This is a genomic window from Comamonas sp. w2-DMI (assembly GCF_040187735.1).
Classification (GTDB): domain Bacteria; phylum Pseudomonadota; class Gammaproteobacteria; order Burkholderiales; family Burkholderiaceae_C; genus Comamonas; species Comamonas terrae.
The window spans coordinates 1-26,700 of sequence record NZ_JBANEL010000033.1 but is presented as its reverse complement, the minus strand read 5'-3'; the positions used below and the strand labels follow the sequence as shown (position 1 = coordinate 26,700).

Genomic DNA, 26,700 nt, shown 5'->3' with positions numbered 1-26,700 from the left:
GGACAGGGGAGTCGGGAAGGCTGGGGCAGTGCAGAAGCGTTTTTGCGCATTGTGCGTTTTCTCCCACTCCAAGCACAGCTGCCGCCGCCAAATCCGCGCAAAAACGATGTGCTATCGTTCCAATCCTCTTATCGCGCAGGAAAGAAGCTCCCATGAAACGCTGGCTCCTCTGGTTCGCGACGGCTGCGTCGCTGCTCTCCCTGACCGGCTGCGGCTACAACGACTTCCAGCGCCTGGACGAGAAATCCAAGGCAGCCTGGAGCGAGGTGCTCAACCAATACCAGCGCCGCGCCGATCTGGTACCCAACATCGTGGCCACGGTCAAGGGCGAAGCCAGCTTCGAGCAGGACACGCTGACCCGGGTGATCGAGGCGCGCGCCAAGGCCACCACCATCCAGGCCACGCCCGAGCTGATCAACAACCCCGAGGCCTTCAACAAGTTCCAGCAGGCCCAGGGTGAGCTCTCCAGCGCGCTGTCGCGCCTGATGGCAGTGTCCGAGCGCTATCCGCAGCTGCAGGCCAACCAGGCCTTCCGCGACCTGCGCGTGACGCTCGAGGGCACGGAAAACCGCATCACCGTGGCGCGCAACGACTACATCGGCACCGTGCAGGCCTACAACGTGCTGGCGCGCAGCTTCCCGACCAACATCACGGCCAAGGTCTTCGGCTACGCGGTCAAGCCCAACTTCACCGTGCAGAACGAGGCACAGATCTCCCAGCCGCCCAAGGTGGACTTCTCCGCCCCCGCCCAGCCGGCCAAGCCCTGAGCGCGCAACACGGCCGCTGCCTGACCATGCCGCCCCTGCCCCTCTGGAGAGCCCTGGCCGCCCTGCTGCTGGCCTGGCTGTGGCTGCTGCCCGTCCAGGCGCAGACCGCGGGCACGCAGCGCCTGCCCGTGCCCGCATTGGCAGGCCGCGTGATCGACCAGACGCATACGCTGGGCGCCGATGCGCAACAGCGGCTGTCGCAGCAGCTCAAGGCGCTGGAGGACGTCACGGGCGCCCAGGTCGTGGTGCTCATGGTGCCGACCACGGCGCCCGAGGACATTGCCGCCTATGCCAATCGCGTGGCCCAGGACTGGAAGATCGGCCGCCGCGACATCGGCGACGGCCTGCTCATCGTCGTGGCCAAGGACGACCGGCGCATGCGCATCGAAGTGGCGCGGCGCCTGGAGGGTGCGGTTCCCGACATCAAGGCTGCGCAGATCATCGACCAGGCCATGAAGCCGCGCTTTCGCCAGGACGACTATGCGGGCGGCCTGTCGGCCGCCATCGATCAGCTGTCCCTGCTGATCCGCGGCGAGGAGCTGCCGGCGCCCGCGCCGCGCTCTGCCGCCCCGGCCCGCTCGATGGGCGACTATGCCGACTTTCTGCTGCCGCTGCTGTTCTTCGGCTTCCCGCTGGCGATTGCGCTGGCGCGCTCCATCTTCGGGCGCGGGCTGGGCTCGCTGGTAGTCGCAGGCCTGGCCGGCGCGGCGGCTTTCTTCGTCACCAGCAGCCTGCTGATTGCCGGCATGGCGGCCTTCTTCGGCCTGCTCATCACCCTGCTGTCCAATCTGTCGCGCATCGGCGGCGGCCCCTACATCAGCAGCGGCAGTTCGGGGGGCTGGAGCAGCGGCAGCAGTGGCGGCGGCTGGAGCTCTTCGGGCGGCGGCGGCTTCAGCTCGGGCGGCGGGGGCAGCTTTGGCGGCGGCGGCGCTTCGGGAGACTGGTGACATGACCCATGTTTTCCATCGACTGGCACGGCTGGTGCGGCACCGCTGGACCGAGATGCATCTGCGCAAGGCCCTGCCGCCGCATACGCTGCAGGAGCTGGAGACGCTGATCGCGCACAGCGAGCTGCGCCACACCGGCCAGGTACGCATCTGCGTGGAGGCCGGGCTGCCGTTCAGCTATATCTGGCACGACGCCACGGCCCGCCAGCGCGCACTGTCCATGTTCGGCAAGCTGCGCGTCTGGGATACCGAGCACAACAACGGCGTGCTGATCTACCTGCTGCTGGCCGACCATGCCATCGAAATCGTGGCCGACCGCGCGCTGCACCGCACCATGAGCGATGAGCAGTGGCAGACGCTCATCAGCGACATGCAGTCGGCCTTCAAGGGCGGACATTTCCACATCGGGCTGATGTCGGCGCTGGAGCGCGTGAGCCGCCAGCTCGAAACGCACTTCCCCAGCCGGCCGGGCACTGCGCCTTCAAGCGGCCATGCAGGCCTGCCCGATGCACCCGTGGTCGAGCGGCATCTGCCCGGCAAGGCGCAGTAAGGCCGCATGCCTTCGCATGCGTGGCATGGCAGCTACCGTATGGATGGCTGCCACCTCGCCATGGTCCTCGGATTTCAGGCAAACAAGCCTCAAACCCTATAGAGGGCAAGCGCCAGACGCTACTACTTTGACAATCCCAGGCTCAGCGCAGCAGTTGCCGGCCAGCCGGCGAGCACAGCCACAGCACGGCCGCAACGTGGAGCGCGGCCATCAGCCAGAACGTGGCCTGAAAGCTGGCCTTGCTCGACTTGTGGCGCAGCCATTGCTGGGCCAGCACTGCACCCGGCCAGCCGCCCAGCAGCGCCAATAGCTGCAAAGTGCTTTCAGGGGTACGCCAGCGGCCCTGCCGCGCCGCCGATTTGTCGCGCCAATAGGCCATGAAGATGAAGGCGCCAAGCGCTGCATAGACCAGCCACAGCAGCGGCGGCACACCCCAGGCCCGGTTCACGGCCAGCAATGCCGCCAGCCAGGCGCACAGCGCACCGTAGCCCAGGCGCGCCGGCAGATGCCAGCCGCCGCGCTGCGCAGCGGCCTGGTGGCGGCCGGCCGGATCCGGCCTGTGCGGCATCGCCGCAACCATCGCCCCGCTCCCGCGCCAAGCCACTTGCTCGGCGCGCTTTCTGCCCTGCTCCATGCCCACGCCAAACTGCAGGCGCTGGCCCACGCGCGGGCGATGGCCGGCCGGCGGGCGCGGCTCGAACGCGCTGATGTGCACGAACACGCGCTCGCCGCCGTCGGCCTCTATCCAGCCGAAGCCGCGCTCGTCGTTCCATTGCGCCAGGGTGCCGGCAAACCGCATGCTGTGCTGCTCCACAAAGGGTTCAAAGCCCGGCATTGTCGCAAACCGGCCCAGGCCGGCAGACCGACACGCGCATGCAAATGTGCCTGTACATGCCGCAGAATGCGCGCCTGTCCTGCGCCGGAAAAAGCCAACAGCAGGGCACTCTGTGTTAGCGTCACGGCATTCCGAAAAAACATTTCCCAACGAAAGACCAAGCATGAAGAAAACCCTGTTTTCCCTCGCCGTCGTCAGCGCCGCCCTGGCACTGAGCGCTTGCTCCTCGATCAGCCCGCGCGGCGCCGAAACGCCGCAGGAGTACGACTATGTGCTCAGCTGCAAGCTCAAGCAGGACGACCCCAAGAAGTGCGAGGCGCAGGTGCGCGCGCTGTGCGACGACCCGGGCAAGGCCGTCATCCGCAAGTCCCGCCACGTGGACCCCCAGGACAACTCGGTGGTCTACGCCTACCAGGCCAGCTGCAATTGAACGGCCGGGTTGCTATGGTTTGATGAGCTGCCGTCGCCCTGCCCTCCGCGTCTTGAGAGGCCTGCAGCCCTCAAACCATGGCAGATCAGGCGTATACAGCTCCTGAAAACCGAACAGGCATGAAAAAAGCCGCCAGCAATGGCGGCTTTTTCGTGTCGGCGTGCCGGGCCCCGGCCCGGCACGGGCCGGTCAACGCTTCTGGCGGAACTTGCGCAGCGCGGCGATCTGGGCGGCCATGATGGCCAGCTCGGATTGCGCACGCGCGAGGTCGATCTCGCTCTTGGCGTTCTTCAGCGCTTCCTCGGCTTCCGCCTTGGCGCGCTCAGCCTTTTCGGCGTCCAGATCGGCACCGCGGATGGCGGTGTCGGACAGCACGGTCACGCAGTTGGGTTGCACTTCGAGGATGCCACCGGCCACGAAGACGAACTCTTCGCTGCCATCGGGCAATTCGATGCGCACCGAACCGGGCTTGATGCGCGTGATCAGTGGCGTGTGGCGGGGATAGATGCCCAGCTCGCCGGCTTCACCGGGCAGGGCAACAAAGCGCGCTTCACCGGAGAAGATGGACTCTTCGGCACTGACCACATCAACGTGGATGGTGTTCATCTTTGCTCCTCAGAAAAGGTTAAGGGCTGATTCCTAAAAAAGGCATGGCCCAGCTCAGGGACGCTAAGCAAGGGCCGCCCCGCAGCGAGAGCGTCGTCCCCCTCTACAGAGGGGGAAGCGGCGCAGCCGCTCAGGGGGAGCCTTGGTTAGGCCGCCAGCTTCTTGGCCTTCTCGAAGGCTTCGTCGATGGTGCCAACCATGTAGAAGGCTTGCTCGGGCAGGTGGTCGCACTCGCCGTTGGCAATCATCTTGAAACCGCGGATGGTTTCGGCCAGGGGCACGTACTTGCCGGGCGCGCCGGTGAACACTTCGGCCACGTGGAAGGGCTGCGACAGGAAACGCTGCATCTTGCGGGCGCGGGCCACCACCAGCTTGTCTTCGGGAGCCAGTTCGTCCATGCCCAGGATGGCAATGATGTCGCGCAGTTCCTTGTAGCGCTGCAGCGTGCCTTGCACGGCGCGGGCCACGGAGTAGTGCTCTTCGCCGACCACCTGGGGGTCCAGCTGGCGGCTGGTGGAGTCCAGCGGGTCCACGGCGGGGTAGATACCCAGCGAAGCGATGTCACGCGACAGCACCACGGTGGAGTCCAGGTGGGCGAAGGTCGTGGCGGGCGAGGGGTCGGTCAAGTCGTCGGCAGGCACGTAAACGGCCTGGATCGAGGTGATGGAGCCCACCTTGGTCGAGGTGATACGCTCTTGCAGACGGCCCATTTCCTCGGCCAGCGTGGGCTGGTAGCCCACGGCGGAAGGCATGCGGCCCAGCAGAGCGGACACTTCGGTACCGGCCAGCGTGTAGCGGTAGATGTTGTCCACGAAGAACAGCACGTCCTTGCCTTCGTCACGGAACGCTTCGGCCATGGTCAGGCCGGTCAGCGCCACGCGCAGACGGTTGCCTGGGGGCTCGTTCATCTGGCCGTAGACCATGGCCACCTTGGAGTCGTTCAGCGACTCCTGGTTCACCACGCCGGCGTCCGACATTTCGTGATAGAAGTCGTTGCCTTCACGGGTACGCTCGCCCACACCGGCGAACACCGACAGACCGCTGTGGGCCTTGGCGATGTTGTTGATGAGCTCCATCATGTTCACGGTCTTGCCCACGCCGGCGCCGCCGAACAGGCCCACCTTGCCGCCCTTGGCGAACGGGCAGACCAGGTCGATCACCTTGATGCCGGTTTCCAGCAGTTCCTGCGAAGGCGACAGTTCGTCGTATGCGGGAGCCTTGCGGTGGATGGCAGCCGTCAGCGTCTGGTCCACGGGACCGCGCTCGTCGATGGGGTTGCCCAGCACGTCCATGATGCGGCCCAGGGTGGCCTTGCCCACGGGCACGGTGATGGGGTTGCCGGTGTTGGTGACCATCAGGCCACGCTTGAGGCCGTCCGAAGAACCCAGGGCAATGGTACGCACCACGCCGTCGCCCAGCTGCTGCTGGACTTCCAGGGTCAGGGCCGAGCCTTCGAGCTTCAAGGCGTCATACACCTTGGGCACCTGGCCATGGGGAAACTCCACGTCCACCACGGCGCCGATACATTGAACAATCTTGCCTTGTACTTGAGCCATTCTTTGCTCCAATCTGTTTGTCTGTTAAAGCCGTTTACACAGCGGCGGCACCTGCCACGATTTCCGACAGTTCGGTCGTGATCGCTGCCTGGCGCGTCTTGTTGTAGACCAGCTTCAACTCGCTGATGACGTTGCCGGCGTTGTCGGTGGCGGCCTTCATGGCCACCATGCGCGCCGATTGCTCGGACGCCATGTTTTCCGCAACAGCCTGGTACACGAGGGATTCCACGTAACGAACCAGCAGCTCGTCGATGACGCTCTGGGCGTCGGGCTCGTAGATGTATTCCCAGGATGCACCCGTCTTCTCGGCTTGCAATTTTTCGGACGACAGGGGGAGCAGCTGCTCCACCACCGATTCCTGCTTCATGGTGTTGATGAACTTGGTGTACGCCACGTACACCTTGCTCAGCTTGCCTTCGGCATATTGGTCCAGCAGCACCTTGACAGGCCCGATGAGCTTGTCGAGATGAGGCGTGTCGCCCAGGCCTGTGGCATGGGAGACGACCTTGGCGCCAACACGGTTCAAGAAACCCAGTCCCTTGCCACCGATGGCCACTGCCTCCGTCGAAACACCCGCATCCTGCATTTCGCGCAGCTTGGTCGTGACGACACGCAACACGTTCGTGTTCATGCCGCCGCACAGCCCCTTGTCCGTCGTCACCACGATGACGCCGGCCTTCTTGGCATCGTTCACCTGCATGAACGGATGCACGTACTCGGGGTTGGCTTGACCAAGGTTGGCGGCAATGTTGCGGATTTTTTCGCTGTAGGGGCGGGCAGCCAGCATCCGGTCCTGCGCCTTGCGCATCTTGGATGCAGCCACCATTTCCATGGCTTTGGTGATCTTCTTGGTGTTTTCCACCGATTTGATCTTGCCGCGTATTTCCTTACCTGCTGCCATGTTGGCTCCTCGTCCGGTTTAAGCGAACGACTTCTTGAACGCAGCGATGGCAGCGGTCAATTCGGCTTCGTCCTTGCCTTCCTTGTCGAAAGCACGGTTTTGGTTCAGGCGGTCCAGCAGCGCAGCGTGGCTGGTCTTCAGGAACTGGTGCAGGCCGGCTTCGAAGGGAAGCACTTGCTTGACTTCGATGTCGTCCATGAAGCCCTTGTTCACTGCGAACAGCGACACGGCCATCAAGGCAGTGCTCAGGGGCGAGTACTGGGCCTGCTTGAGCAGTTCGGTCACGCGGGCACCGCGGTCCAGCTGCTTGCGGGTTGCATCGTCCAGATCGGAAGCGAACTGCGCGAACGCAGCCAGTTCACGGTACTGCGCCAGGTCGGTACGGATACCGCCGGACAGGCCCTTGATCAGCTTGGTCTGGGCCGAGCCGCCGACGCGCGACACCGAGATACCGGCGTTGATGGCGGGGCGGATACCGGCGTTGAACAGGTTGGTTTCCAGGAAGATCTGGCCGTCGGTAATCGAAATCACGTTCGTGGGAACGAAGGCGGACACGTCGCCAGCCTGAGTTTCGATGATGGGCAGAGCTGTCAGCGAGCCGGTCTTGCCCTTGACTTCGCCCTTGGTGAAGGCTTCGACGTAGTCGGCATTCACGCGAGCGGCGCGCTCGAGCAGACGGCTGTGGAGATAGAACACGTCGCCAGGGAAGGCTTCGCGGCCCGGGGGACGGCGCAGCAGCAGCGAAACCTGGCGGTAGGCCACGGCCTGCTTGGACAGGTCGTCATAGACAATCAGGGCATCCTGGCCGCGGTCGCGGAAGTATTCGCCCATCGTGCAGCCCGAGTAGGCCGACACGTACTGCATGGCAGCGGATTCGGAAGCGGTGGCCGCCACGACGATGGTGTATTCCATCGCGCCGGACTGCTCCAGGGCGCGCACCACGTTCTTGATCGACGAAGCCTTCTGACCGATGGCCACGTAGATGCAGGTAACGCCCTGGCCCTTCTGGTTGATGATGGCGTCGATGGCCACGGCCGTCTTGCCGGTCTGGCGGTCGCCGATGATCAGCTCGCGCTGGCCACGGCCCACGGGCACCATGGAGTCGATGGACTTGATACCGGTCTGCAGAGGCTGGTCCACGGACTGGCGGGCGATCACGCCGGGAGCGACCTTCTCGATCACGTCGGTCATCTTGGCGTTGATCGGGCCCTTGCCGTCGATGGGCTGACCCAGGGCGTTCACCACGCGGCCGACCAGCTCGGGGCCCACGGGCACTTCCAGAATGCGGCCCGTGCACTTGACGATGTCGCCTTCCTTGATGTGCTCGTAAGCACCCAGAATCACGGCACCCACGGAGTCGCGTTCCAGGTTCAGAGCCAGGCCGAAGGAGGCTTGGCCGTCGGCGCCTGCGGGGAATTCCAGCATTTCGCCAGCCATCACGTCCGACAGGCCGTGCACGCGCACGATACCGTCGGTCACGGAGACCACGGTGCCCTGGTTGCGGACGTCAGTGCTAGCAGCCAGCCCTTCGATGCGGCTCTTGATCAATTCAGAAATTTCTGCGGGATTGAGTTGCATGACTCTTTCCTTCTTTCTTGTGTTTAGCCGAGACCTCAAGCGCGCATTACGCGGTGAGGGCCGCTTTCATTTGTTCCAGGCGGGCCTTGACGGAGGTGTCCAGCACTTCGTCACCCACCACGACGCGAATGCCACCGATCAGGGACTGATCTTGCTCAACCGTCAGGTTCAGCTTGCGGCCGAAACGCTTTTCCAGCGAGACGCCCAGCTCGGCCAGAGCTGCGGCATCAATCGGGAATGCGCTTTGCACGACAGCGTCCGAGGAGCCGGAAGCACGGTTGACGAGGCCGCGCAGTTGCGCAGCCATCTCCGGCAGGGCTGCCAGACGGCCGTTTTCAATGATGACGCGCAGGAAATTGCGCGCGACATCCGGCAACGCCGAACCGGCCACGCCCGTGATCACGCCGAACAGCTGCTCGTGCGTGACGTTGGGATCGTCGGCCAGTTGGCTCAGTTGCGGGTTGGCGGCAATCGCCGCCAATTCCTCCGCCCAGGCGACAGTGCTGGACAGGTCAGCACCTTGCTCGGTGCTGGCCTTGAACAGCGCATCGGCGTAAGGGCGGGCAATGGTGGCGAGTTCTGCCATTTTGCTCTTCCTTACAGCTCGGTCTTCAGGCGGTTCAGCAGGTCGGCGTGGACGCCGGCATTGACTTCCTTGCGGAGAATCTGCTCGGCACCCTTGACGGCCAGCACAGCCACTTGCTCGCGCAGGGCTTCGCGGGCGGCGATTGTCTGCTGCTCGGCTTCGGCGCGGGCAGCAGCAACAATCTTGTTGCCCTCTTCGGTTGCACGGGCCTTGGCCTCTTCGATGATGGCCTGGGCACGGCGTTCGGCGTCCGCAAGCCGCGATGCTGTCTCGTTGCGCGTAGCGGACAACTCCTGCTCGACGCGCTTGTTCACAGCGGTCAGTTCAGACTTGGCCTTGTCGGCAGCAGCGAGGCCATCGGCGATTTTCTGGGCTCGCTCATCCAGTGCCTTCGCGATCGGGGGCCACACGAACTTCATCGTGAACAGCGCCAGGATCAGGAAGACAACGAGCTGAACGAACAGGGTCGCGTTAATACTCACGGCAACACCTTTCTATTTAGGGCGTTGATCGGAGCTTAGGCCACCAGTTGGAAGGGGTTGGCGAAAGCGAACAGCAGGGCGATGGCCACGCCGATCAGGAAGGCGGCGTCGATCAGACCGGCCAAGATGAACATCTTGGTTTGCAGTTCGTTGATCAGCTCAGGCTGGCGAGCCGAGGATTCCAGGAACTTGCCACCCATCAGCGCGATACCGATCGAAGCGCCGATAGCGCCCAGACCAACAATCAGACCACAAGCCAGAGCGACGAGACCGAGAACGTTTTCCATGATGACTCCTAGAGATGAAGGGAAGGTTGAAAGGTTGAAAAGGAAAGGTCAGTGAGCTTCATGTGCCTGGCCGAGGTAAATCAGCGTCAGCATCATGAAAATGAAGGCCTGCAGGGTGATGATCAGAATGTGGAAGATCGCCCAGATAGAGCCCGCAATGATGTGCCCCACGGGGAGCAACACACCAGAGAGCGACATAGCCGCTGCGCCACCCATCAGGGCAATCAGCATGAACACCAACTCACCAGCGTACATGTTGCCGAACAGTCGCATGCCGTGCGAAACCGTCTTGGCAACGTATTCAATGATCTGCATCGCCAGGTTCACGACACCCAGGATCACAGCAAAAATCGGATTCTTGGAGGTGCCGAACGGAGCAGTCACCAGCTCATGCGCCCAGCCGCCTGCACCCTTGATCTTGACGGAGTAGATCAGGCACAGCACCAGCACGCCGCAGGACAGGCCCAGCGTGGTGGACAGGTCGGCCGTGGGCACGACGCGCAGATAGGCGTGGTGGTCGCCGGTGCCGTGCTGCCACAGCACGGGCAGCAGATCCACGGGCAGCATGTCCATGGCATTCATCAGGAAGATCCAGACGAACACGGTCAGGGCCAGCGGAGCGATGAACTTGCGCGACTGGGCGTTGTGGATGTTGGCCTTGGCCTGGTTGTCCACCATCTCGACCAGCATTTCCACGGCGGCCTGGAAGCGACCGGGAACGCCGGAAGTGGCCTTGCGCGCAGCCAGCCACATGACGAACAGACCCAGCAGACCCAGGATGACGCTGACGGCGATCGAGTCCATGTTGATCACGGAGAAGTCCACGATGGACTTCTGCTTGATGTTCTGGAGGTGTTGCAAGTGGTGAACGATGTATTCACTTGCAGTTGGTGCGTGCGCTTCTGCGGCCATCGGTCAACTTCTCTCAAATATCAATCGGTTTTTTGGACACCGGACCGCACCAGAAGCGCGATCCAATACGTTTTCATCACAACAATCAAGCCGGTCAGCAGCGCCAGCCAGCTCAGGCCGGGAATCAGCCTGGGCGCAGCCGCCAACATGGCGATGCACAGCACCAGCTTGACCAATTCCCATCCGAAAATTCCCACCATGGCCGCCCCGACGCCTCCCGGCCGCTGGCGTGCCACGCCTCTTGCAAACAGCGCCGCGGGCAGCACGACAGCCAAGGCACCATAACCGGCCGACCAGCCCACAACCGCACGCCCTGTCACCCCCCAGGCCAGCAGCGCCACCGCCAGCCCCACCAGGGCCTGCACCGCGACAATGCGCCATACGGACACCTGCGGAAAGCGCAGGCGCCAAGCCTGTGCCTCTTGCGCGGAAAGGGGCTTGAAGTCTTCGACTTCATCCTCATCCTGTGTTTCGGCGGCAATGTTTTTCATGCTTATTGGGCGCCACCAAGCTGACAGAAACCGGACAAGACTTTTTTACAAAGCCTCTGATTATAAGTAAAAACCCCCTGATTAACGCTAGGGGTTGTCACTGCCGTGCGTAAAAGGTCTTTAGGCCACAAGTACATGTCGCACCCTGCCAACAGTGGCAGGTTCCGCCCTGGATAGCGCCGCAAGTGTGGACCAAGTGCAACTGCCATTGCCCGGAAATGCCCGCAGCCACCGAGGGTTTTTGCATTTCCGCGCTGCGCACAACCGGCCGGACAACCCTCGCGGCACACGCCCAGGCAGTCTGCGCAGAGCGCACAATCGGCGGCAGCCTATGCCTTGCCATCCGGTGCCAGCCGGGCTCCGCATGGCAGGCCGGCTCACGGGCTGCCATAGTTACCAAAGCATCATCTCCAGGGACATTTATATGAGCGACACCACCCCTCCCACCTCTCCGACAGCCGCATCCGAGGCGGCGGAAGATCCGCGCAAGGACTCGCTGATCGAATATCCATCCCAGTTCCCCATCAAGGTGATGGGCGAGCACAACGAGCACCTGGTGCACGAGATCACCAAGATCGCCGAGCAGTTCGACCCCGGCTTCGACGCCAGCACGGTGGAACTGCGACCCAGCAGCACCGGCAAGTACCTGGGCGTGACAGTGACCGTGACGGCCACCAGCCGCGAACAGCTGGACAATCTGTACCGCGCCTTTACCTCGCACCCCATGGTCAAGGTGGTGCTGTGAGCGCTGCGGCCATGGCGCAGGCGATCGCCGCGCCCATGGATCTGCGCATCCTGGGCCGCACGGGCTACGAAGCCACCGTGGCGGCCATGCAGGAGTTCACGCGCACGCGCGATGCCGGCACGCGCGACGAGCTATGGGTTTGCGAGCACTCACCGCACTTCACGCAAGGGCTGGCAGGCAAAAGCGATCATGTGCTGAGTCCGGGCGACATTCCCGTGGTGGCCACCAACCGCGGCGGCCAGGTCACCTACCACGGCCCCGGGCAGGTCGTGGCCTATCCGCTGCTGGACCTGCAGCGCATGGGCTATTTCGTCAAGGAATACGTGTACCGCCTCGAGGATGCCGTGATCCGCACGCTCGAGTATTTCGGCGTGACGGGGCATCGCGTGGCCGGCGCGCCCGGCATCTATGTGCGCCTGGCCGATCCGCGCAGCCACGCCGTGCTGGAGCAGCGCCCGCAGCACCGGGAGCCCGGCAGCGCCGCGCCCGAGCCGCATTTCGAGGGCCTGGGCAAGATCGCGGCGCTGGGCATCAAGGTCAGCCGCCATTGCACCTACCACGGAGTGGCCCTCAATGTCTGCATGGATTTGGAACCCTATTCGCGAATCAATCCTTGCGGATACGCAGGACTGGAAACGGTGGATCTTTCTACAATCGGCGTACAGACAACCTGGGACGAGGCCGCGCATGTGCTCGGCCGACAGCTGCAAGCGCGGCTCTCCCCATGAAATTGGCAGGGCCCTGAGCCGCTACGCAGCTTCCTCTTGAGGGGGCAGCCCATCGCTGCGGGGCGCTCCTTGCCCGGCGCCTCCGGGCTCAGGCTTTGCCGGTTTCGTGCGTCGTGGGTCGCGCAAAGCGCATTGAAAGATTGAAGCGAGAAATCATGAGTACCAATGAAGTCGTGCGCGAAGCGCAGTCCCAAGCCGATTACAACCCGCTGGCCAAGCAGAAGGCGGCGGCCAAGCTCTCGCGCATTCCCGTGAAGGTGGAGCAGGCCGAGGTGCTGAAGAAGCCGGAGTGGATCCGCGTGAAGGCAGGATCGCCCACCACGCGCTTCTACGAGATCAAGGACATCCTGCGCGAGAACAAGCTGCACACGGTCTGCGAGGAAGCCTCCTGCCCCAACATCGGCGAATGCTTCGGCAAGGGCACGGCCACCTTCATGATCATGGGCGACAAGTGCACGCGCCGCTGCCCGTTCTGCGACGTGGGCCACGGCCGCCCCGATCCGCTGGACGCGGACGAGCCGCTGAACCTGGCCAAGACCATCGCCCAGCTGCGCCTGAAATATGTGGTGATCACCAGCGTGGACCGCGATGACCTGCGCGACGGCGGCTCGGGCCACTTCGTGGAGTGCATCAGGAACATCCGCGAGCTGTCGCCCCAGACACAGATCGAGATCCTGGTGCCCGACTTCCGCGGCCGCGACGACCGCGCGCTCGAGATCCTCAAGGCCGCGCCGCCCGATGTGATGAACCACAACCTCGAGACGATTCCGCGCCTGTACAAGGAAGCGCGCCCCGGCTCGGACTACCAGTTCTCGCTGAACCTGCTCAAGAAGTTCAAGGCGCTGCACCCCGGCGTGCCGACCAAGAGCGGCCTGATGGTGGGCCTGGGCGAGACCGACGAGGAAATCCTGCAGGTGATGCGCGACATGCGCGCGCACGACATCGACATGCTGACCATCGGCCAGTACCTGGCCCCCACCAACAGCCACCTGCCCGTGCGCCGCTATGTGCACCCGGACACGTTCAAGATGTTCGAGGAAGAAGCCTACAAGATGGGCTTCACGCACGCCGCCGTGGGCGCCATGGTGCGCTCCAGCTACCACGCGGACCAGCAGGCGCATGCCGCCGGCGTCTGATTGCGCCCAGCGCCCCGCACACCAAGCCCGCTGCCGCGGGCTTTTTCATGGGCAAGCCAGCGAAGGCAATAAAAAAGCAGAGCTGCTTGCGCAGGCCCTGCCGTCATCCTGAATCATTTATGCCCTGAACGCCTTGCAGTTCCAGCGTCAGCCGCTATGCAAAGCATGCTGCTCCTGTTCCGTCGCAAAAAAAAGCCTGGCTAACCGGCAAACCGCTGGCTGGCAAAAACGACTGCAGGCTGAACCGGCCTGACGAGTCGCCCCACGATGAAACTGAGCCGTGCAGCGCGTGGACCCCACCAGAGTTCTGTTGCGCTGCAAGCTGGAACGGATCTTAACATCAAATGAGAATCAATATCAATTAATTCTCAATTCGACGCCAAAGAAATCTGTAAAAGGCTGTTTGCGGACGGTTTCCCGGGCGTTGCCTCCGGCATGCAGCGCGGCATCGGAAGCATTGCCACCAGCCCGGCCTGGTTGAAGCGGCTCCATGCAAGTCGTCGCGGCGGAGCATGCATACAGTGGGCCGATCTGCCGCAGCAACGGCCATGGCGTTGCTGCATTGCACCCGGCCTGCAAGACAGCATCGGCACAGGAACTCCGGCTCAAGGCTTACGCCCTGCTGCGGGCCCGCCAGGGCCCTGCCGGCCGGCGGTCAGGGCACCAGCAGCTCGCCCGGGCTGTCGCTGTTGACGACGGCCTGCGCCCAGGGCCTGAGCTTGCCGGTATCGGCGCGCAGGATTTCCTGCTTGATCGCGAGGATCTGCGCCGGATGCATGGAAAAGCTGCGCAGCCCCAGGCCCAGCAGAAGCCGGGTCATGCCGGCATCGCCGGCCATTTCGCCGCAGACGCTGACGCTCTTGCCCGCCGCATCGGCCGCCGCGATGACCTCGGCAATCAGGCGCAGCACGGCCGGATGCAGCGGATCGTACAGATGGGCCACGGCCTCGTCGGCGCGGTCGATGGCCAACGTGTACTGGATCAGGTCGTTCGTGCCGATGGACAGGAAGTCGAAATACCGCAGGAATGTACGCACCGTCAGCGCCGCCGCCGGTATCTCGATCATGGCGCCGATCTTGACCTTGCCGTAGGCCACGCCACGTGTATCGAGCTCGCCTTGCGCCTGGTGCAGCTGGGCCAGGGTCTGCTCGATCTCGCTGCGGTGCGCCAGCATGGGAAACAGCAGGTGGATCTGCCCGTGCGCCGCCGCGCGCAAAATGGCGCGCAGCTGGGTGCGGAACATGGCCGTGTCGGCCAGGCTCCAGCGGATGGCCCGCAGGCCCAGCGCAGGATTGAGGTAGTAGTCCTTGGGCTGCGCCTTGTCCAGCGGCTTGTCGGCGCCCACATCCAGCGTGCGGATGGTGACGGGCATGCCCTGCATGCCGTCGATGGCCTCGCGGTAGGCGCGGTACTGTTCCTCCTCGCCGGGCAGGTTGCCGCTGCGCCCCATGAACAGGAATTCGGTACGGAACAGCCCCACGCCCACGGCGCCGGCCCGCACGGCTGCCGGGCCGTCGCCGGGCTGCTCGATATTGGCCAGCAGCTCGACCTTCTGGCCGTCCAGCGTGATCGAAGGCGTGTAGCGCAGGCGCGAGAGCCGCTCGCGCTCGAGTTCGCTCTGGCGCTGCCGGAAGCCGTATTCGGCCAGGATCATGGGCGTGGGGTCGACGATGACCACGCCTTCGTTGCCATCGATGATGATCCAGTCGTCCTGGCGGATCAGCTGGCTGGCCGCGCGCGCCCCCACCACGGCCGGAATGTCCATGCTGCGCGCGACGATGGCCGTGTGGCTGGTCTTGCCGCCCACGGCGGTGACAAAGCCCGCGAACACCTTGCTCTTGAACTGCAGCATGTCGGCCGGCGAAAGATCCTGCGCCACCAGCACCAGCGGCGTGTCCGCCGCGCCGTCCGCACCCGTGCCGGCCCTGGCGGCCACGGGCGCGGCAACGGGGCTGGCCGCGCCTTTCATGTGCCACAGGATGCGCTCGACCACCTGCTCCAGGTCGGCCTTGCGCTCGCGCAGGTACTCGTCGTCCATCTCGTCGAACTGGCGCGAGACGATTTCCAGCTGCGTGGTCAGCGCCCACTCGGCGTTGTAGAGGCGGTCGGAGATCCAGTGGCGTATGGCCTCGGCCAGCGCCTCGTCCTGCAGCAGCATCAGGTGCACGTCGAGCAGGGCGTCGAGCTCGCCCGGCGCATCCTTGGGCATGTCTTCCTGCAGGCGGCGCAACTCGTCGATGACCGCGTTGCGCGCCGAGCGCGCGCGCTCGATCTCGGATTCGATCTGCTCGGGGCGGATGAAGTAGTGCACCACCTCCATGCGACTGGAGGCCACGACCACCGCACGCCCAATCGCAATACCCCGGGAAACGGCCAGGCCGTGGATTGCAAATGTCATAGCGACTGCCTTTTGTTGTTGGAGCCCATGCCGGCCAGGATGCACCGCCATGGCCTCCGGTGAAAGGTGCCCTGCCTGTGCCTGCCCCGCATGAAGCGTACTTGTGTTTGCCGCGTTGTCTGTTGCCGGGCCGCAGGCCCTGCGGGCGCACTGCCCGTACCGGCCGGGCGGCCGCGCTTACTGGCCCTCGCCGAACTTGTCGTTGATCAGCGCCACCAGGGCGTCCATGGCCTGCTGCTCCTGCTCGCCGTCGGTTTCCAGCACCACTTCGGAGCCCACGCCCGCAGCCAGCATCATCACGCCCATGATGCTCTTGGCATTGATGCGGCGCTCGCCCTTGGTCATCCATACGTCGCAGGGGAAGCTGCCGGCCAGCTTGGTGAGCTTGGCCGAGGCGCGGGCGTGCAGGCCCAGTTTATTGCTGATGGTGATGTTGGTCTTGATCATGGGAAGGTCGTGCGCTTTGGTTTTGTGGAGTGCTGTTGCCCACTTGCATGACCCCCTGGCTGCCGCCCACCATGGCGCGCGCCACCAGCGCATCCAGCGCTTCGTGGCGATAGCCTATGGAGCGCAGCAGCATGGGCAGGTTGACGCCCGCCACCAGCCGCGCGGGCAGCGGGGCCACCAGGCGCAGCGCCACGTTGCAGGGTGTGGCACCGAACAGGTCGGTGAGCACCAGCGTGGGCAGGTCCAGGCCGCCATGCGCATGCAGCAGCTCCCGCGCCCGGGACAGCGTGGCTTCCGGCGCCTCGTGCGCGGGCACGTCCAGGGCCAGCACGTCGTCGGCGCTGTCGGCAAACACATGCAATGCGCATTCGCGCAGCGCATGCGCCAGCGGGGCGTGGGTGAGCAGAAGAATGCGCGTGGTCATGAAGTCACAGTTCTATGGCAAATTATGGCGCGCCGGCGGCAAGAGCCGACCGGGCCCCGGGGTGGGAGAGGGAAAAACCTATTGCAGCTTCAGCCCCGCAAAAAAGGTGTCCGCAGCCTGGGGGCGCGGCTTGTCGGCATAGATGACCGCGTGGTAGACGCGCACGCCCTCGGGCTCCAGGCTCGCAAACCACACGGCATGGCCGGTGAGCTTCCAGCCCTGGGGCCCCACGCCTTCGAAGGTGGTGCGCAGGGATTGCGGCAGGTTCAGCGCGCCCGCAGGCCGGAAGGCGCCGTCGCCTGCGGCATGCAGGGGCCGGGCGCTTTGCGCGGGCTCGCCCTGCGGCGCGGGATTGAGCTGACCCAGCACGGCTGCCTGCCAGTACGACAGGGTTTCGGCCGCGCGCTCGGGCTGCCGCACCAGGAAGTGCGAGATCGCATAGGTGGCGTAGTCGGCATCGCAGCCCTGCATGGTCATCTGCACCGTGCCCAGCCCCAGTTCCACGGGGCGTGTCGCTGTCTGGGCATCGCAGGGCAGCAGGGCCTGCAGCGGCGCACCCTGCACCTGCACCGTGCGCCAATTCAGCGTGGGGCTGCAGGCCGCCAAGGCCACTATGGCGGCGCCCATGAGTCCCCACATTCGTCCCGGCATCTTCATGCAGGCATTATCCTTAGCGCACATGGCAGGCCGCGCCCGCGCCGCCCTAGGGTTCACCCTGTGTCTGGTGCGCTGCCGCGGCTAAGCCGGTGCCAGGCAAGGAACTTTTTGTCTGGCGCGAGGTCCCATTTCCCTGGTCAGCACTGTGCTGACCATTTAGGCACAATTCATCGCTATGGCAAGCAAACATTGGATCGCAGGCGTTCTGGCTGCCGCCGTCTTAGGCGTCGGCGCATGGGTGTATTCGGGCGCCGGGCAATCGGCGGCGCCGCAGTCCACCTTCGTGCTGCTCGACGGCAGCCAGCGGACCACGGCCGACTTCAAGGGCAAAGTCACGCTGGTGAATTTCTGGGCCACCAGCTGCACCACCTGCGTGGGCGAAATGCCCGAGGTCATCAACACCTACCAGAAGTACAAGGACCGGGGCTTCGACACCCTGGCCGTGGCCATGAGCTACGATCCGCCCAGCTATGTGGTGAACTTCGTCGAGTCGCGCAAGCTGCCGTTCAAGGTCGCGCTGGACAACACGGGCCAGGTGGCCAAGGCCTGGGGCGACGTGCAGCTCACACCCTCCACCTTCATCGTCAACAAGCGCGGCGAAATCGTGAAGAGCTACGTGGGTGCGCCCGACTTTGCCGAATTGCACAAGCTGATCGAGAAGCTGCTGGCCGAGCCCGCCACGGTCTGACGGTTTCAAAAGCATAGCTGCCAGCGCATGGCCCTCCTGCTTTTCAAGCCTAATACAGCTTGAAGAATCGGCTTATCAAGCGCAGGCAGCTACCGAATTGAAAGCAACAACAAAAAAACCGGCGTGCAGCCGGTTTTTTTTGTGGGCGATCGCCGATCAGCGGTTGCGGAAGCTGTCGTGGCAGCTCTTGCAGCTGTTGGCCGCCGGGCCGAAAGCGGCCTTGAGGCTGTCGAGATTGCCCGTCTTGGCCGCGGCATTGAGCTTGACCACTTCGGCCTGCATCTTGTCCGACAGGTCGTGGAACTTGGCCTGCTCCTTCCAGACCTCGGGCTTGGCCTTGCCGCCTTCGGTACCGGCCGCGAAGCCGGCCCAGGGCAGCTTGGACATGAAGGCCACGATCTCGGCGCTCTCCTGCGCGGCCTTGGCATCGAAAGCCAGCTTGCCGTTGGCCATGGCGCCCAGGCGGCCGAAATGCGTGCCCAGCACGCTCAGCGCGCTCTGGCGGTACTTGATCGCATCTTCGGGCTTGGCGAACTGGGCCGAGGCAGGCAGGGTCGCGGTGGCGACCACGGCGGCCAGGGCCAGGGTGGAGAGAGCTTTCATCGGGACTTCCTTTCTTTTGAACAATGACAGACCGCAAGCGGTTGCCCGCGCAGTATGGCAGAGGCCGCGCCTGCGCCGGCAGGGATTTGTCGGGTGCGCTGCTGCGCTTTGCCACGGCGGCGGCAGGCGCACGCGGCACAATCGGGACACTGTTGCGCTATTTTTTTGAGGACTTGCCCAGGTTGACCGGCGCAAGCCCGGTTTGAAAAATTCCCGCCCATGACACAGCCCGCTCCTCTCACGCCACGCTCGCACCAGGTCCGCATCTGGGATCTGCCCACCCGCCTGTTCCACTGGCTGCTGGCCTGCGCCATCGTGGCCCTGGTGATCACGGCCAAGCTCGGCGGCAATGCCATGAACTGGCATCTGGTCCTAGGCCAGGTGGTGCTGGCCCTGATCATCTTCCGCCTGCTGTGGGGGGTGGTGGGCGGGCGCTGGTCGCGCTTCGCGCATTTTGTGCATACCCCTTCCGCGCTGCTGCGCCATCTGCGCGGCCAGGGCAGCGTGGAGGAAGGGGCCGGCCACAGCCCGCTGGGCGCGCTGTCGGTCTTTGCCATGCTGCTGGCGCTGGTCGCCCAGGTCGCGACAGGGCTGCTCAGCGACGACGAGATCGCCTTCAGCGGGCCGCTGACGCGCTTTGCATCCGGCGACACGGTGGCCGCGGCCACGAACTACCACGCCCATTGGGGCCAGTACCTGATCTATGCCCTGGTCGGCCTGCACCTGCTGGCCATCCTCGGCTACAGCCTGCGGCGCAAGGGCCTGGCCAGGGCCATGGTCACGGGCGACAAGCAGCTGCCCTCGCCCGTTCCCGCCGCGCGCGACACGGCAGCCACCCGGGCGCTGGCCGCCGCGCTGGCCGTGCTGTCCTCCGGCATTGCCTGGTGGGTCAACAGCCTGGGAGCCGGTGGCGGTTTCTGAAGCAGCGCTACACTCGATGCTTCTTCATCATTGCGCAACGCCCGTGGACAAGCCTGCCGTGGACTTGCTGACGCCCTCCACCCCCGAAGAAATGGACGCCGTGCGCCAGATCTTCCAGGAGTACGCGGCCAGTCTGAACGTCGACCTGGAATTCCAAGGTTTCGAAACCGAGATCGCCGGACTGCCCGGCGACTATGCCCCTCCTCGAGGCCAGATCCTGCTGGCCAGCGTCGACGGTGCGATCGCCGGCTGCTGCGCACTGCGGCCGCTCGACGACTGCGACTATCCCAATGCCGCCGAGATGAAGCGCCTGTACGTGCGCAAGCCCTTCCGCGGCTTCGGCCTGGGCCGCCAGCTGGCCGAAGCCATGCTGGACGTGGCCCGCCAGGGCGGCTACGACCATGTGCTGCTGGACACGCTGGACGACATGGAATCGGCCCGCGCGCTGTATGTGGAGCTGGGCTTCGAATCCATCGAGCCCTACTACCACAACCCGGTCCCGGGCGCGCACTACCTCAAGGCAGACCTGTTCTGATCTCTGAATGCAAAAAAGGCATTGCCGTATTGGCAATGCCTTTTCATATCGAGCACTCCCCATAAGGGCGGCGCACTCCAGAGCAGAGGGACGCCGAGCAAGAGCCGCCTCGCGGCGGGGGCGCCTAGCCGAAGGCCTCGTCCCGCGCGCAGCGACTCAGGGAGTATCAGTTACGCCTTGGCCTGGGCCAGCATGGTGTCGGCATCGCTGACTTCGAACTTGCCCGGGCCTTCCACGTTCAGCGTGGCGACCTTGCCGTCCTTGACCAGCATGGAGAAGCGGTTGGCGCGCAGACCCAGGCCCTTGCCGTTGAGGTCCAGCGTCAGGCCGGTGGCCTTGGCGAATGCGGCATCGCCGTCGGCGATCATGCGCACCTTGCCGCCCACCTTCTGGTCGCGGCCCCAGGCGCCCATCACGAAGGCGTCGTTCACGGACAGGCACCAGATCTCGTCCACGCCGGCAGCCTTGAGCTCGTCGGCCTTGGCCACGTAGCCGGGCAGGTGCTTTTCCGAGCAGGTGGGCGTGAAAGCGCCAGGCACTGCGAACAGCGCAATGGTCTTGCCGGCCAGCGCCTCGGGCAGCTTGACGGGGTTCGGGCCGATGCTGCAGCCGTTGCCTTCCACTTCCACGTACTCGGCCAATGTGACTGCGGGCAGGGCGTCTCCAACTTTGATCATCGCTATCTCCTTTGGTTGCTAACAAGGGCTGCCGACATGGCGGCCCAAATGAAAAAACGACCCACATTGTGGGTCGTTTTCAAGGGCCTTGCGCCGGTGTGCCGGGTTAGGCTTACACCAGAGCAGCCTTTTGCACCAAGCGGGTCGCAACCCAGTTCTTGGTCTTGGAGAGCGGACGGCTCTCGGTGATTTCGATCACGTCGCCCAGCTTGTACTCACCTTGCTCGTCGTGAGCGTGGTACTTGCTCGACTTGATCATGATCTTGTCGTAGATGGGGTGCTTGACGCGACGCTCAACCAGAACGGTCACGGTCTTGGCACGCTTGTCGCTGACCACCTTGCCAATCAAGGTGCGCTTGAGGGATGTTTTAGCTTCCGTCATGTCGGCTCCTTACTTGGCGGCTTGCTTTTCAGCAAGGATGGTCTTGGCACGAGCGATGTCGCGGCGCGTGGCCTTGAGGGTCGCGGTGTTGCCCAGTTGTTGCGTAGCCTTTTGCATGCGCAGACCGAAGTGGGCCTTTTGCAAGGACTTCACTTCAGCTTCCAGCGCGGCCACGTCTTTTTGGCGGAGTTCAGCAGCTTTCGTCATGTTGATCTCTCCTTAGGCACCAATTTGACGGGACACGAAGGTCGTGCGCAGAGGCAGCTTTGCAGCGGCCAGGCGGAACGCTTCACGAGCCAGCTCTTCGGGAACGCCCACGATTTCGTAGAGCATCTTGCCGGGCTGGATTTCGGCCACGTAGTACTCGGGGTTGCCCTTACCGTTACCCATACGCACTTCTGCGGGCTTGGTAGAGATGGGCTTGTCCGGGAACACGCGGATCCAGATGCGGCCGCCACGCTTGACGTGACGGGAAATTGCACGACGTGCAGCTTCGATCTGGCGGGCCGTCAGACGGCCGCGGTCGGTGGACTTCAAACCGAAATCGCCGAAGGCAACGGAGTTGCCACGGGTTGCGATGCCGGTGTTGCGGCCTTTTTGTTCCTTACGGAACTTGCGGCGTGCAGGTTGCAGCATGTTTATTCTCCTTTACCGTCCGCTGCTGTAGCGGGCGCGTCAGTCTTGCGAACGCGCTTAACGGAATCAGCACCAGCGCCTACGGGCTTGTCGCTGCCATCGGCAGGAGCGGCATTGGTACCAGCGGGGCGGCGACCACCGCGGCCGGCGCCGTCACGACGGCCGTCGCGACGGGGACCACGAGGACGACGCTCGTCTTCGGGACGAGGCGTTTCCACGGCGGGCAGGTCGTTGCGGCCCAGGGTGTCACCCTTGTAGACCCAGACCTTCACGCCGATCACGCCATAGGTCGTCTTGGCTTCGGAGAAGCCATAGTCGATGTCGGCACGCAGGGTGTGCAGCGGCACGCGGCCTTCACGGTACCACTCGGTACGAGCGATTTCGATACCGTTCAGACGGCCGGACGACATGATCTTGATGCCCTGGGCACCCAGACGCATGGCGTTCTGCATGGCACGCTTCATGGCGCGGCGGAACATGATGCGCTTTTCCAGCTGCTGGCAGATGGAGTCGGCGATCAGCTTGGCATCGATTTCGGGCTTGCGCACTTCTTCGATGTTCACGGCCACGGGCACGCCCAGGCGAGTCGAGAGTTCCTTCTTCAGGTTCTCGATGTCTTCGCCCTTCTTGCCGATCACCACGCCCGGACGAGCCGAGAAGATGGTGATGCGGGCATTCTTGGCAGGACGCTCGATCAGAACGCGCGACACGGCGGCGTTCTTCAGCTTGGCCTTCAGGTACTCGCGCACCTTGATGTCTTCGGCCAGCATGCCGGCGAAGTCGCGGTTGCTAGCGTACCAGCGGCTCGCCCAGTTGCGGCTCACCGCCAGACGGAAGCCGGTAGGATGGATTTTCTGTCCCATATTCTTCCTTTAGGCCTCAGTTACCCACTGTCACGTAGATGTGGCAGGTAGGCTTGCTGATGCGGTTGCCACGGCCCTTGGCGCGAGCAGTGAAACGCTTGAGCGTGGTGCCTTGCTCGACGTAGATGGTCTTGACCTTCAGTTCGTCGATATCGGCGCCGTCGTTGTGCTCAGCGTTGGCGATAGCGGATTCCAGAACCTTCTTCACGATCACGGCAGCTTTCTTCTGCGTGAAGGTCAGAATGTTCAGGGCTTGATCCACCTTCTTGCCGCGGATCAGATCCGCGACCAGGCGACCCTTGTCAACAGACAGGCGGACGCCACGGAGAACAGCACGTGTTTCAGACATGTTCTATTCCTTACTTCTTGGCTTTCTTGTCCGCAGGGTGACCCTTGAAGGTACGAGTCAGCGCGAATTCACCCAGCTTGTGGCCGACCATCTGGTCAGTCACATAAACCGGCACGTGTTGCTTGCCGTTGTGCACGGCGATGGTCAGACCGATGAACTCGGGCAGAACCATGGAGCGACGCGACCAGGTCTTCACTGGCTTCTTGTCCTTGGTGGCGATGGCCTTTTCGACCTTGGCCAGCAAGTGATGGTCAACAAACGGACCCTTTTTAAGAGAACGAGTCATTTGCTACCCCTTACTTCTTGCGACGCGACACAATCATGCCTTGTGTGCGCTTGTTGTTACGGGTACGGTAGCCCTTCGTCAGATTGCCCCATGGGTCAACTGCGTGACGGCCTTCACCGGTACGACCTTCACCACCACCGTGCGGGTGGTCGATCGGGTTCATCACCACGCCGCGAACGGTCGGGCGGATACCCATCCAACGCTTCACACCGGCCTTGCCCAGTTGGCGCAGGCTGTGCTCTTCGTTGGCAACTTCACCGATGGTGGCGCGGCACTCGATGTGCACCTTGCGCACTTCGCCCGAACGCATACGCACCTGGGCGTAGATGCCTTCACGGGCCAGCAGCGTGGCGGACGTACCGGCCGAGCGGGCGATCTGGGCACCGGCACCGATCTTCAGTTCGATGCAGTGGATGGTCGAACCCACGGGAATGTTGCGGATAGGCAGGGTGTTGCCCACGCGGATGGGAGCTTCGGAGCCGCTGACGATGGTGGCGCCCACTTCCAGGTTGCGAGGAGCAATGATGTAGCGACGCTCGCCGTCGGCATAGCACACCAGAGCGATGTGGGCCGTACGGTTGGGGTCGTACTCGATGCGCTCGACCTTGGCGGGGATGCCGTCCTTGTTGCGCTTGAAGTCCACCACACGGTAGTGGTGCTTGTGACCACCGCCCTTGTGGCGCGTCGTGATGTGACCGTTGTTGTTGCGGCCGGCCTTCTGGTGCTGGGATTCCAGCAGAGGAGCATAGCCAGCACCCTTGTGCAGGTGGTCACGCGTGACCTTCACCGTGCCGCGTTGGCCGGGGGTCGTCGGTTTGAGCTTGATAACAGCCATGATTAAGCAGCCTCCCCAGACAGGTTCAGCTCTTGACCGGGCTTGAGCATCACGTAAGCCTTGCGCACGTTGTCGCGGCGGCCCACGGTCTTGCCGAAGCGCTTGGTCTTGCCCTTGGTGTTCACCACGGAAACGCCAGCCACTTCCACCTTGAACATCAGTTCCACGGCGGCCTTGATTTCGGGCTTGGTAGCGTTCTGCAGCACCTTAAACGTCACAGCGTTGGACTTTTCGGCAACCAGAGTGGCCTTTTCGGACACGATGGGAGCGACCAACACTTGCATCAGACGACCTTCGTCAAACTTGAGCGTGCTCATGCGAACATCTCCTTGAGTTTGTCGATCGCACCCTTGGTCACGAGCACTTTCTTGTAGTGCACCAGCGACACGGGGTCGGCGTAGCGCGGCTCAACCACGAACACGTTCTTCAGATTGCGGGATGCCAGGTACAGGTTCTCGTCGATCTCTTCGGCGATCACCATGACCGAGGACTCCAGGTTCATGGCCTTGAACTTGTCGGCCAGCACCTTGGTCTTGGGTGTATCCAGCTTCAGCGATTCCACCACGGCCAGGCGGCCTTCGCGGGCCAGCTGGGACAGGATGGAAGCCATACCGGCGCGGTACATCTTCTTGTTGATCTTCTGCGAGAAGTTTTCTTCCGGCAGGTTCGGGAAGATGCGACCGCCGCCACGCCACAGGGGCGAGGAGGACATACCAGCACGTGCACGGCCGGTACCCTTCTGCTTGAAGGGCTTGGCAGTGGTGTGACGCACTTGCTCACGGTCCTTCTGGGCACGGGTGCCCTGGCGTGCGTTGGCACGGTAGGCGATCACCAGCTGGTGGACCAGGTCTTCGTTGAATTCACGGCCGAACACGGTCTCGGGTGCATCGAACTTCGATGCGGCCTGGCCTTGTTCATTCAGGAGTTCGAGCTGCATTAGTTCGCTCCTTTAGAAGCTTTAGCCTTGATGGCGGGACGCACTGTCACAAAGCCACCCTTGGAGCCAGGAACAGCGCCCTTGATCAAGAGCAGTTGACGTGCTTCGTCGATACGAACCACATCGAGGTTTTGTGTAGTGACGGTCTCGTCGCCCATGTGGCCGGTCATGCGCTTGCCGGGGAACACACGACCGGGGTCCTGTGCCATACCGATCGAGCCGGGGACATTGTGCGAACGGCTGTTACCGTGCGATGCGCGCTGCGAACCGAAGTTGTGACGCTTGATCGTGCCGGCGTAACCCTTACCGATGGAGGTGCCTTGCACGTCCACCTTCTGGCCGACGCTGAACAGTTCTGCCACGGGCAGGACTGCACCAGCGGCATACTTGCCAGCGGTTTCTTCGGTCACATGGAATTCACGGGTCACTTCACCGGCTTCGACGCCCGCCTTGGCGAGGTGGCCAGCTTGAGGCTTGGTCACGCGAGATGCCTTGCGCGAACCGAATGTGACCTGCAGGGCCACGTAGCCATCGTTCTCTTGGGTTTTGACCTGAGTCACGCGGTTGTTGGAAACATCCACCACTGTGACAGGCACTGCGTCCCCATCATCAGTGAACAGACGCATCATGCCCACCTTGCGACCCAGCAACCCCAGGGAGTTGCTCAGACTCATTTGTTTGCTCCAAAACTTCCGCCGCTGAAACTGCAATTGGCCCAGCGTTGCGCTTTGCTTGCTGCAAGCTCGCGCACGAAAGAAGGTTAATAAAACTTCGCATCAAAGGCGAAGCCCCAAATTTTAACGCGAACTGCTTTTTCAAGCAAGTTCGCGTTAAACAAAGACCTTCAAAAGCCTTTCCGGGCAAGCCCGGAAAGGCTGTCGAACTTCTTATTGCAGTTTGATTTCGACGTCCACACCTGCGGGCAGGTCCAGCTTCATCAGGGCGTCAACCGTCTTGTCGGTCGGGTCGACGATGTCCATCAGACGCTGGTGCGTGCGGATTTCGAACTGGTCGCGGCTGGTCTTGTTGACGTGCGGCGAACGCAGGATGTCGAAACGCTTCATGCGGGTCGGCAGGGGCACGGGGCCCTTGACGATGGCGCCGGTGCGCTTGGCGGTGTCAACGATCTCGGCTGCAGACTGATCGATCAGCTTGTAGTCGAAAGCCTTCAGGCGGATACGGATCTTTTGCTTAGACATTGTGAATTCCTAGCTTTCCTAAGAATTACTCAATGATCTTGGCAACCACGCCGGCGCCCACGGTACGGCCGCCTTCGCGGATAGCGAAGCGCAGACCTTCTTCCATGGCGATGGGGGCGATCAGCTTCACGGTGATCGACACGTTGTCACCAGGCATCACCATTTCCTTGTCGGCGGGCAGCTCGATGGAGCCGGTCACGTCGGTCGTACGGAAATAGAACTGGGGCCGGTAGTTGTTGAAGAAGGGCGTGTGGCGGCCGCCTTCGTCCTTCGACAGCACGTACACCTCGGCGGTGAAGTGGGTGTGGGGCTTGATGGAGCCGGGC

The 26,700-nt window shown here is 63.4% G+C and carries 38 protein-coding genes; 10 read left to right on the top strand and 28 right to left on the bottom strand.

Annotated elements, in window-relative coordinates; translation table 11 throughout:
• Positions 1-152 precede the first annotated feature (152 nt).
• Genes V8Z74_RS23200 through V8Z74_RS23190 form a run of 3 tightly spaced genes read left to right on the top strand, consistent with a single transcriptional unit; the run spans position 153 to position 2,264 of the window.
• Complete coding sequence (locus V8Z74_RS23200) at positions 153-767, top strand: LemA family protein (protein ID WP_349711542.1); 615 nt, start codon at positions 153-155, stop codon at positions 765-767.
• A 26-nt stretch (positions 768-793) separates the two neighbouring features.
• Positions 794-1,714, top strand: coding sequence for a TPM domain-containing protein (locus V8Z74_RS23195; RefSeq protein WP_349711539.1), 921 nt, complete (start codon positions 794-796; stop codon positions 1,712-1,714).
• A gap of 1 nt (position 1,715) precedes the next feature.
• The gene (locus V8Z74_RS23190) at positions 1,716-2,264 is read left to right on the top strand and encodes a TPM domain-containing protein (RefSeq protein ID WP_349711537.1); all 549 of its coding nucleotides are present in this window, start codon (positions 1,716-1,718) and stop codon (positions 2,262-2,264) included.
• 142 nt (positions 2,265-2,406) lie between these two features.
• On the opposite strand, the gene V8Z74_RS23185 is transcribed toward V8Z74_RS23190, so the two are convergent.
• Positions 2,407-3,063: a DUF1294 domain-containing protein gene (locus tag V8Z74_RS23185; protein WP_349711534.1), complete on the bottom strand. Its 657-nt coding sequence runs from the start codon at positions 3,061-3,063 to the stop codon at positions 2,407-2,409.
• 199 nt (positions 3,064-3,262) lie between these two features.
• Here V8Z74_RS23185 and V8Z74_RS23180 point away from each other — a divergent pair, with 199 nt between their 5' ends.
• The gene (locus tag V8Z74_RS23180) at positions 3,263-3,529 is read left to right on the top strand and encodes a hypothetical protein (RefSeq protein WP_066483849.1); all 267 of its coding nucleotides are present in this window, start codon (positions 3,263-3,265) and stop codon (positions 3,527-3,529) included.
• 189 nt (positions 3,530-3,718) lie between these two features.
• Here V8Z74_RS23180 and V8Z74_RS23175 read toward each other — a convergent pair whose 3' ends face one another.
• The 9 genes from V8Z74_RS23175 to V8Z74_RS23135 all read right to left on the bottom strand — a co-directional run bounded on the left by V8Z74_RS23175 (position 3,719) and on the right by V8Z74_RS23135 (position 10,928).
• Positions 3,719-4,135, bottom strand: coding sequence for a F0F1 ATP synthase subunit epsilon (locus tag V8Z74_RS23175; RefSeq protein WP_066483848.1), 417 nt, complete (start codon positions 4,133-4,135; stop codon positions 3,719-3,721).
• Positions 4,136-4,281: 146 nt separating this feature from the next.
• Entirely contained in the window at positions 4,282-5,691 is a 1,410-nt protein-coding gene (gene atpD / locus V8Z74_RS23170; protein WP_066483847.1) for a F0F1 ATP synthase subunit beta, read from the bottom strand.
• Between the two features lie 34 nt (positions 5,692-5,725).
• Entirely contained in the window at positions 5,726-6,592 is an 867-nt protein-coding gene (gene atpG, locus V8Z74_RS23165) for a F0F1 ATP synthase subunit gamma (RefSeq protein ID WP_066483846.1), read from the bottom strand.
• An 18-nt stretch (positions 6,593-6,610) separates the two neighbouring features.
• Positions 6,611-8,170 carry a F0F1 ATP synthase subunit alpha gene (atpA, locus tag V8Z74_RS23160; protein ID WP_066483845.1) on the bottom strand — a complete coding sequence of 520 codons (1,560 nt, stop codon included), beginning with the start codon at positions 8,168-8,170 and terminating at the stop codon, positions 6,611-6,613.
• 46 nt (positions 8,171-8,216) lie between these two features.
• Positions 8,217-8,756 carry a F0F1 ATP synthase subunit delta gene (locus V8Z74_RS23155; RefSeq protein WP_349711528.1) on the bottom strand — a complete coding sequence of 180 codons (540 nt, stop codon included), beginning with the start codon at positions 8,754-8,756 and terminating at the stop codon, positions 8,217-8,219.
• Between the two features lie 11 nt (positions 8,757-8,767).
• The gene (locus V8Z74_RS23150; protein WP_066483843.1) at positions 8,768-9,238 is read right to left on the bottom strand and encodes a F0F1 ATP synthase subunit B; all 471 of its coding nucleotides are present in this window, start codon (positions 9,236-9,238) and stop codon (positions 8,768-8,770) included.
• Positions 9,239-9,273: 35 nt separating this feature from the next.
• On the bottom strand, positions 9,274-9,525 hold the full coding sequence (gene atpE, locus V8Z74_RS23145) for a F0F1 ATP synthase subunit C (RefSeq protein WP_003059376.1): 252 nt from the start codon (positions 9,523-9,525) through the stop codon (positions 9,274-9,276).
• A 48-nt stretch (positions 9,526-9,573) separates the two neighbouring features.
• Complete coding sequence (gene atpB / locus V8Z74_RS23140; protein ID WP_066483842.1) at positions 9,574-10,437, bottom strand: F0F1 ATP synthase subunit A; 864 nt, start codon at positions 10,435-10,437, stop codon at positions 9,574-9,576.
• Positions 10,438-10,457: 20 nt separating this feature from the next.
• Entirely contained in the window at positions 10,458-10,928 is a 471-nt protein-coding gene (locus tag V8Z74_RS23135; protein ID WP_349711524.1) for an ATP synthase subunit I, read from the bottom strand.
• A 424-nt stretch (positions 10,929-11,352) separates the two neighbouring features.
• On the opposite strand from V8Z74_RS23135, the gene V8Z74_RS23130 reads away from it, so the two are divergent.
• The 3 genes from V8Z74_RS23130 to lipA all read left to right on the top strand — a co-directional run bounded on the left by V8Z74_RS23130 (position 11,353) and on the right by lipA (position 13,537).
• On the top strand, positions 11,353-11,673 hold the full coding sequence (locus V8Z74_RS23130; protein WP_066483840.1) for a YbeD family protein: 321 nt from the start codon (positions 11,353-11,355) through the stop codon (positions 11,671-11,673).
• A gap of 35 nt (positions 11,674-11,708) precedes the next feature.
• Entirely contained in the window at positions 11,709-12,401 is a 693-nt protein-coding gene (gene lipB, locus V8Z74_RS23125) for a lipoyl(octanoyl) transferase LipB (protein WP_066483860.1), read from the top strand.
• A 155-nt stretch (positions 12,402-12,556) separates the two neighbouring features.
• On the top strand, positions 12,557-13,537 hold the full coding sequence (gene lipA / locus V8Z74_RS23120; RefSeq protein WP_066483839.1) for a lipoyl synthase: 981 nt from the start codon (positions 12,557-12,559) through the stop codon (positions 13,535-13,537).
• A gap of 655 nt (positions 13,538-14,192) precedes the next feature.
• Here lipA and ptsP read toward each other — a convergent pair.
• From ptsP to V8Z74_RS23100, 4 genes are all read right to left on the bottom strand, one after another.
• Positions 14,193-15,935, bottom strand: coding sequence for a phosphoenolpyruvate--protein phosphotransferase (gene ptsP / locus V8Z74_RS23115; RefSeq protein WP_349711520.1), 1,743 nt, complete (start codon positions 15,933-15,935; stop codon positions 14,193-14,195).
• 177 nt (positions 15,936-16,112) lie between these two features.
• The gene (locus V8Z74_RS23110; RefSeq protein ID WP_066483837.1) at positions 16,113-16,382 is read right to left on the bottom strand and encodes an HPr family phosphocarrier protein; all 270 of its coding nucleotides are present in this window, start codon (positions 16,380-16,382) and stop codon (positions 16,113-16,115) included.
• Complete coding sequence (locus V8Z74_RS23105) at positions 16,351-16,806, bottom strand: PTS sugar transporter subunit IIA (protein WP_066483836.1); 456 nt, start codon at positions 16,804-16,806, stop codon at positions 16,351-16,353. The genes V8Z74_RS23110 and V8Z74_RS23105 overlap by 32 nt, the downstream gene beginning before the upstream one ends.
• Positions 16,807-16,884: 78 nt before the next feature.
• Positions 16,885-17,463 carry a hypothetical protein gene (locus V8Z74_RS23100; RefSeq protein WP_502879597.1) on the bottom strand — a complete coding sequence of 193 codons (579 nt, stop codon included), beginning with the start codon at positions 17,461-17,463 and terminating at the stop codon, positions 16,885-16,887.
• Between the two features lie 175 nt (positions 17,464-17,638).
• Here V8Z74_RS23100 and V8Z74_RS23095 point away from each other — a divergent pair, with 175 nt between their 5' ends.
• Positions 17,639-18,151, top strand: a complete 513-nt coding sequence (locus tag V8Z74_RS23095; RefSeq protein ID WP_349711515.1) for a TlpA disulfide reductase family protein — start codon at positions 17,639-17,641, stop codon at positions 18,149-18,151.
• A 156-nt stretch (positions 18,152-18,307) separates the two neighbouring features.
• Here the strand turns inward: V8Z74_RS23095 and V8Z74_RS23090 are convergent, their stop codons facing one another.
• The gene (locus V8Z74_RS23090) at positions 18,308-18,754 is read right to left on the bottom strand and encodes a c-type cytochrome (protein WP_066483833.1); all 447 of its coding nucleotides are present in this window, start codon (positions 18,752-18,754) and stop codon (positions 18,308-18,310) included.
• A 219-nt stretch (positions 18,755-18,973) separates the two neighbouring features.
• Here V8Z74_RS23090 and V8Z74_RS23085 point away from each other — a divergent pair, with 219 nt between their 5' ends.
• Complete coding sequence (locus tag V8Z74_RS23085; protein WP_066483832.1) at positions 18,974-19,675, top strand: cytochrome b/b6 domain-containing protein; 702 nt, start codon at positions 18,974-18,976, stop codon at positions 19,673-19,675.
• A 43-nt stretch (positions 19,676-19,718) separates the two neighbouring features.
• Positions 19,719-20,210 (top strand): GNAT family N-acetyltransferase, encoded by a 492-nt coding sequence (locus tag V8Z74_RS23080; protein ID WP_066483831.1) that lies wholly within the window; start codon positions 19,719-19,721, stop codon positions 20,208-20,210.
• Between the two features lie 170 nt (positions 20,211-20,380).
• Here the strand turns inward: V8Z74_RS23080 and V8Z74_RS23075 are convergent, their stop codons facing one another.
• The 13 genes from V8Z74_RS23075 to V8Z74_RS23015 form a co-directional block, all read right to left on the bottom strand.
• The gene (locus V8Z74_RS23075; protein ID WP_066483830.1) at positions 20,381-20,887 is read right to left on the bottom strand and encodes a peroxiredoxin; all 507 of its coding nucleotides are present in this window, start codon (positions 20,885-20,887) and stop codon (positions 20,381-20,383) included.
• Positions 20,888-20,999: 112 nt separating this feature from the next.
• Positions 21,000-21,269, bottom strand: a complete 270-nt coding sequence (gene rpsQ / locus V8Z74_RS23070; protein WP_066483829.1) for a 30S ribosomal protein S17 — start codon at positions 21,267-21,269, stop codon at positions 21,000-21,002.
• 9 nt (positions 21,270-21,278) lie between these two features.
• Positions 21,279-21,476: a 50S ribosomal protein L29 gene (gene rpmC / locus V8Z74_RS23065; protein ID WP_066483828.1), complete on the bottom strand. Its 198-nt coding sequence runs from the start codon at positions 21,474-21,476 to the stop codon at positions 21,279-21,281.
• Between the two features lie 12 nt (positions 21,477-21,488).
• A complete protein-coding gene (gene rplP / locus V8Z74_RS23060) occupies positions 21,489-21,905 on the bottom strand; it encodes a 50S ribosomal protein L16 (protein WP_066483827.1) in 417 nt (138 codons plus the stop codon).
• 2 nt (positions 21,906-21,907) lie between these two features.
• Positions 21,908-22,768 (bottom strand): 30S ribosomal protein S3, encoded by an 861-nt coding sequence (gene rpsC / locus V8Z74_RS23055; protein WP_066483826.1) that lies wholly within the window; start codon positions 22,766-22,768, stop codon positions 21,908-21,910.
• 16 nt (positions 22,769-22,784) lie between these two features.
• On the bottom strand, positions 22,785-23,117 hold the full coding sequence (rplV, locus tag V8Z74_RS23050) for a 50S ribosomal protein L22 (protein WP_042418925.1): 333 nt from the start codon (positions 23,115-23,117) through the stop codon (positions 22,785-22,787).
• 10 nt (positions 23,118-23,127) lie between these two features.
• Positions 23,128-23,403 carry a 30S ribosomal protein S19 gene (gene rpsS, locus V8Z74_RS23045; protein ID WP_003059413.1) on the bottom strand — a complete coding sequence of 92 codons (276 nt, stop codon included), beginning with the start codon at positions 23,401-23,403 and terminating at the stop codon, positions 23,128-23,130.
• A gap of 10 nt (positions 23,404-23,413) precedes the next feature.
• Positions 23,414-24,238, bottom strand: a complete 825-nt coding sequence (gene rplB, locus V8Z74_RS23040; RefSeq protein ID WP_066483825.1) for a 50S ribosomal protein L2 — start codon at positions 24,236-24,238, stop codon at positions 23,414-23,416.
• Positions 24,239-24,240: 2 nt separating this feature from the next.
• Entirely contained in the window at positions 24,241-24,555 is a 315-nt protein-coding gene (rplW, locus tag V8Z74_RS23035; RefSeq protein ID WP_066483824.1) for a 50S ribosomal protein L23, read from the bottom strand.
• The gene (gene rplD / locus V8Z74_RS23030; RefSeq protein WP_066483823.1) at positions 24,552-25,175 is read right to left on the bottom strand and encodes a 50S ribosomal protein L4; all 624 of its coding nucleotides are present in this window, start codon (positions 25,173-25,175) and stop codon (positions 24,552-24,554) included. The genes rplW and rplD overlap by 4 nt, the downstream gene beginning before the upstream one ends.
• Positions 25,175-25,849: a 50S ribosomal protein L3 gene (rplC, locus tag V8Z74_RS23025; RefSeq protein WP_066483822.1), complete on the bottom strand. Its 675-nt coding sequence runs from the start codon at positions 25,847-25,849 to the stop codon at positions 25,175-25,177. Before rplC ends, rplD begins: the two co-directional genes overlap by 1 nt.
• Before the next feature lie 213 nt (positions 25,850-26,062).
• Positions 26,063-26,374 carry a 30S ribosomal protein S10 gene (gene rpsJ / locus V8Z74_RS23020; protein WP_003059431.1) on the bottom strand — a complete coding sequence of 104 codons (312 nt, stop codon included), beginning with the start codon at positions 26,372-26,374 and terminating at the stop codon, positions 26,063-26,065.
• Positions 26,375-26,399: 25 nt separating this feature from the next.
• On the bottom strand, positions 26,400-26,700 hold a 301-nt coding region (locus V8Z74_RS23015; protein ID WP_502879543.1), incomplete at its 5' end, for an EF-Tu C-terminal domain-related protein.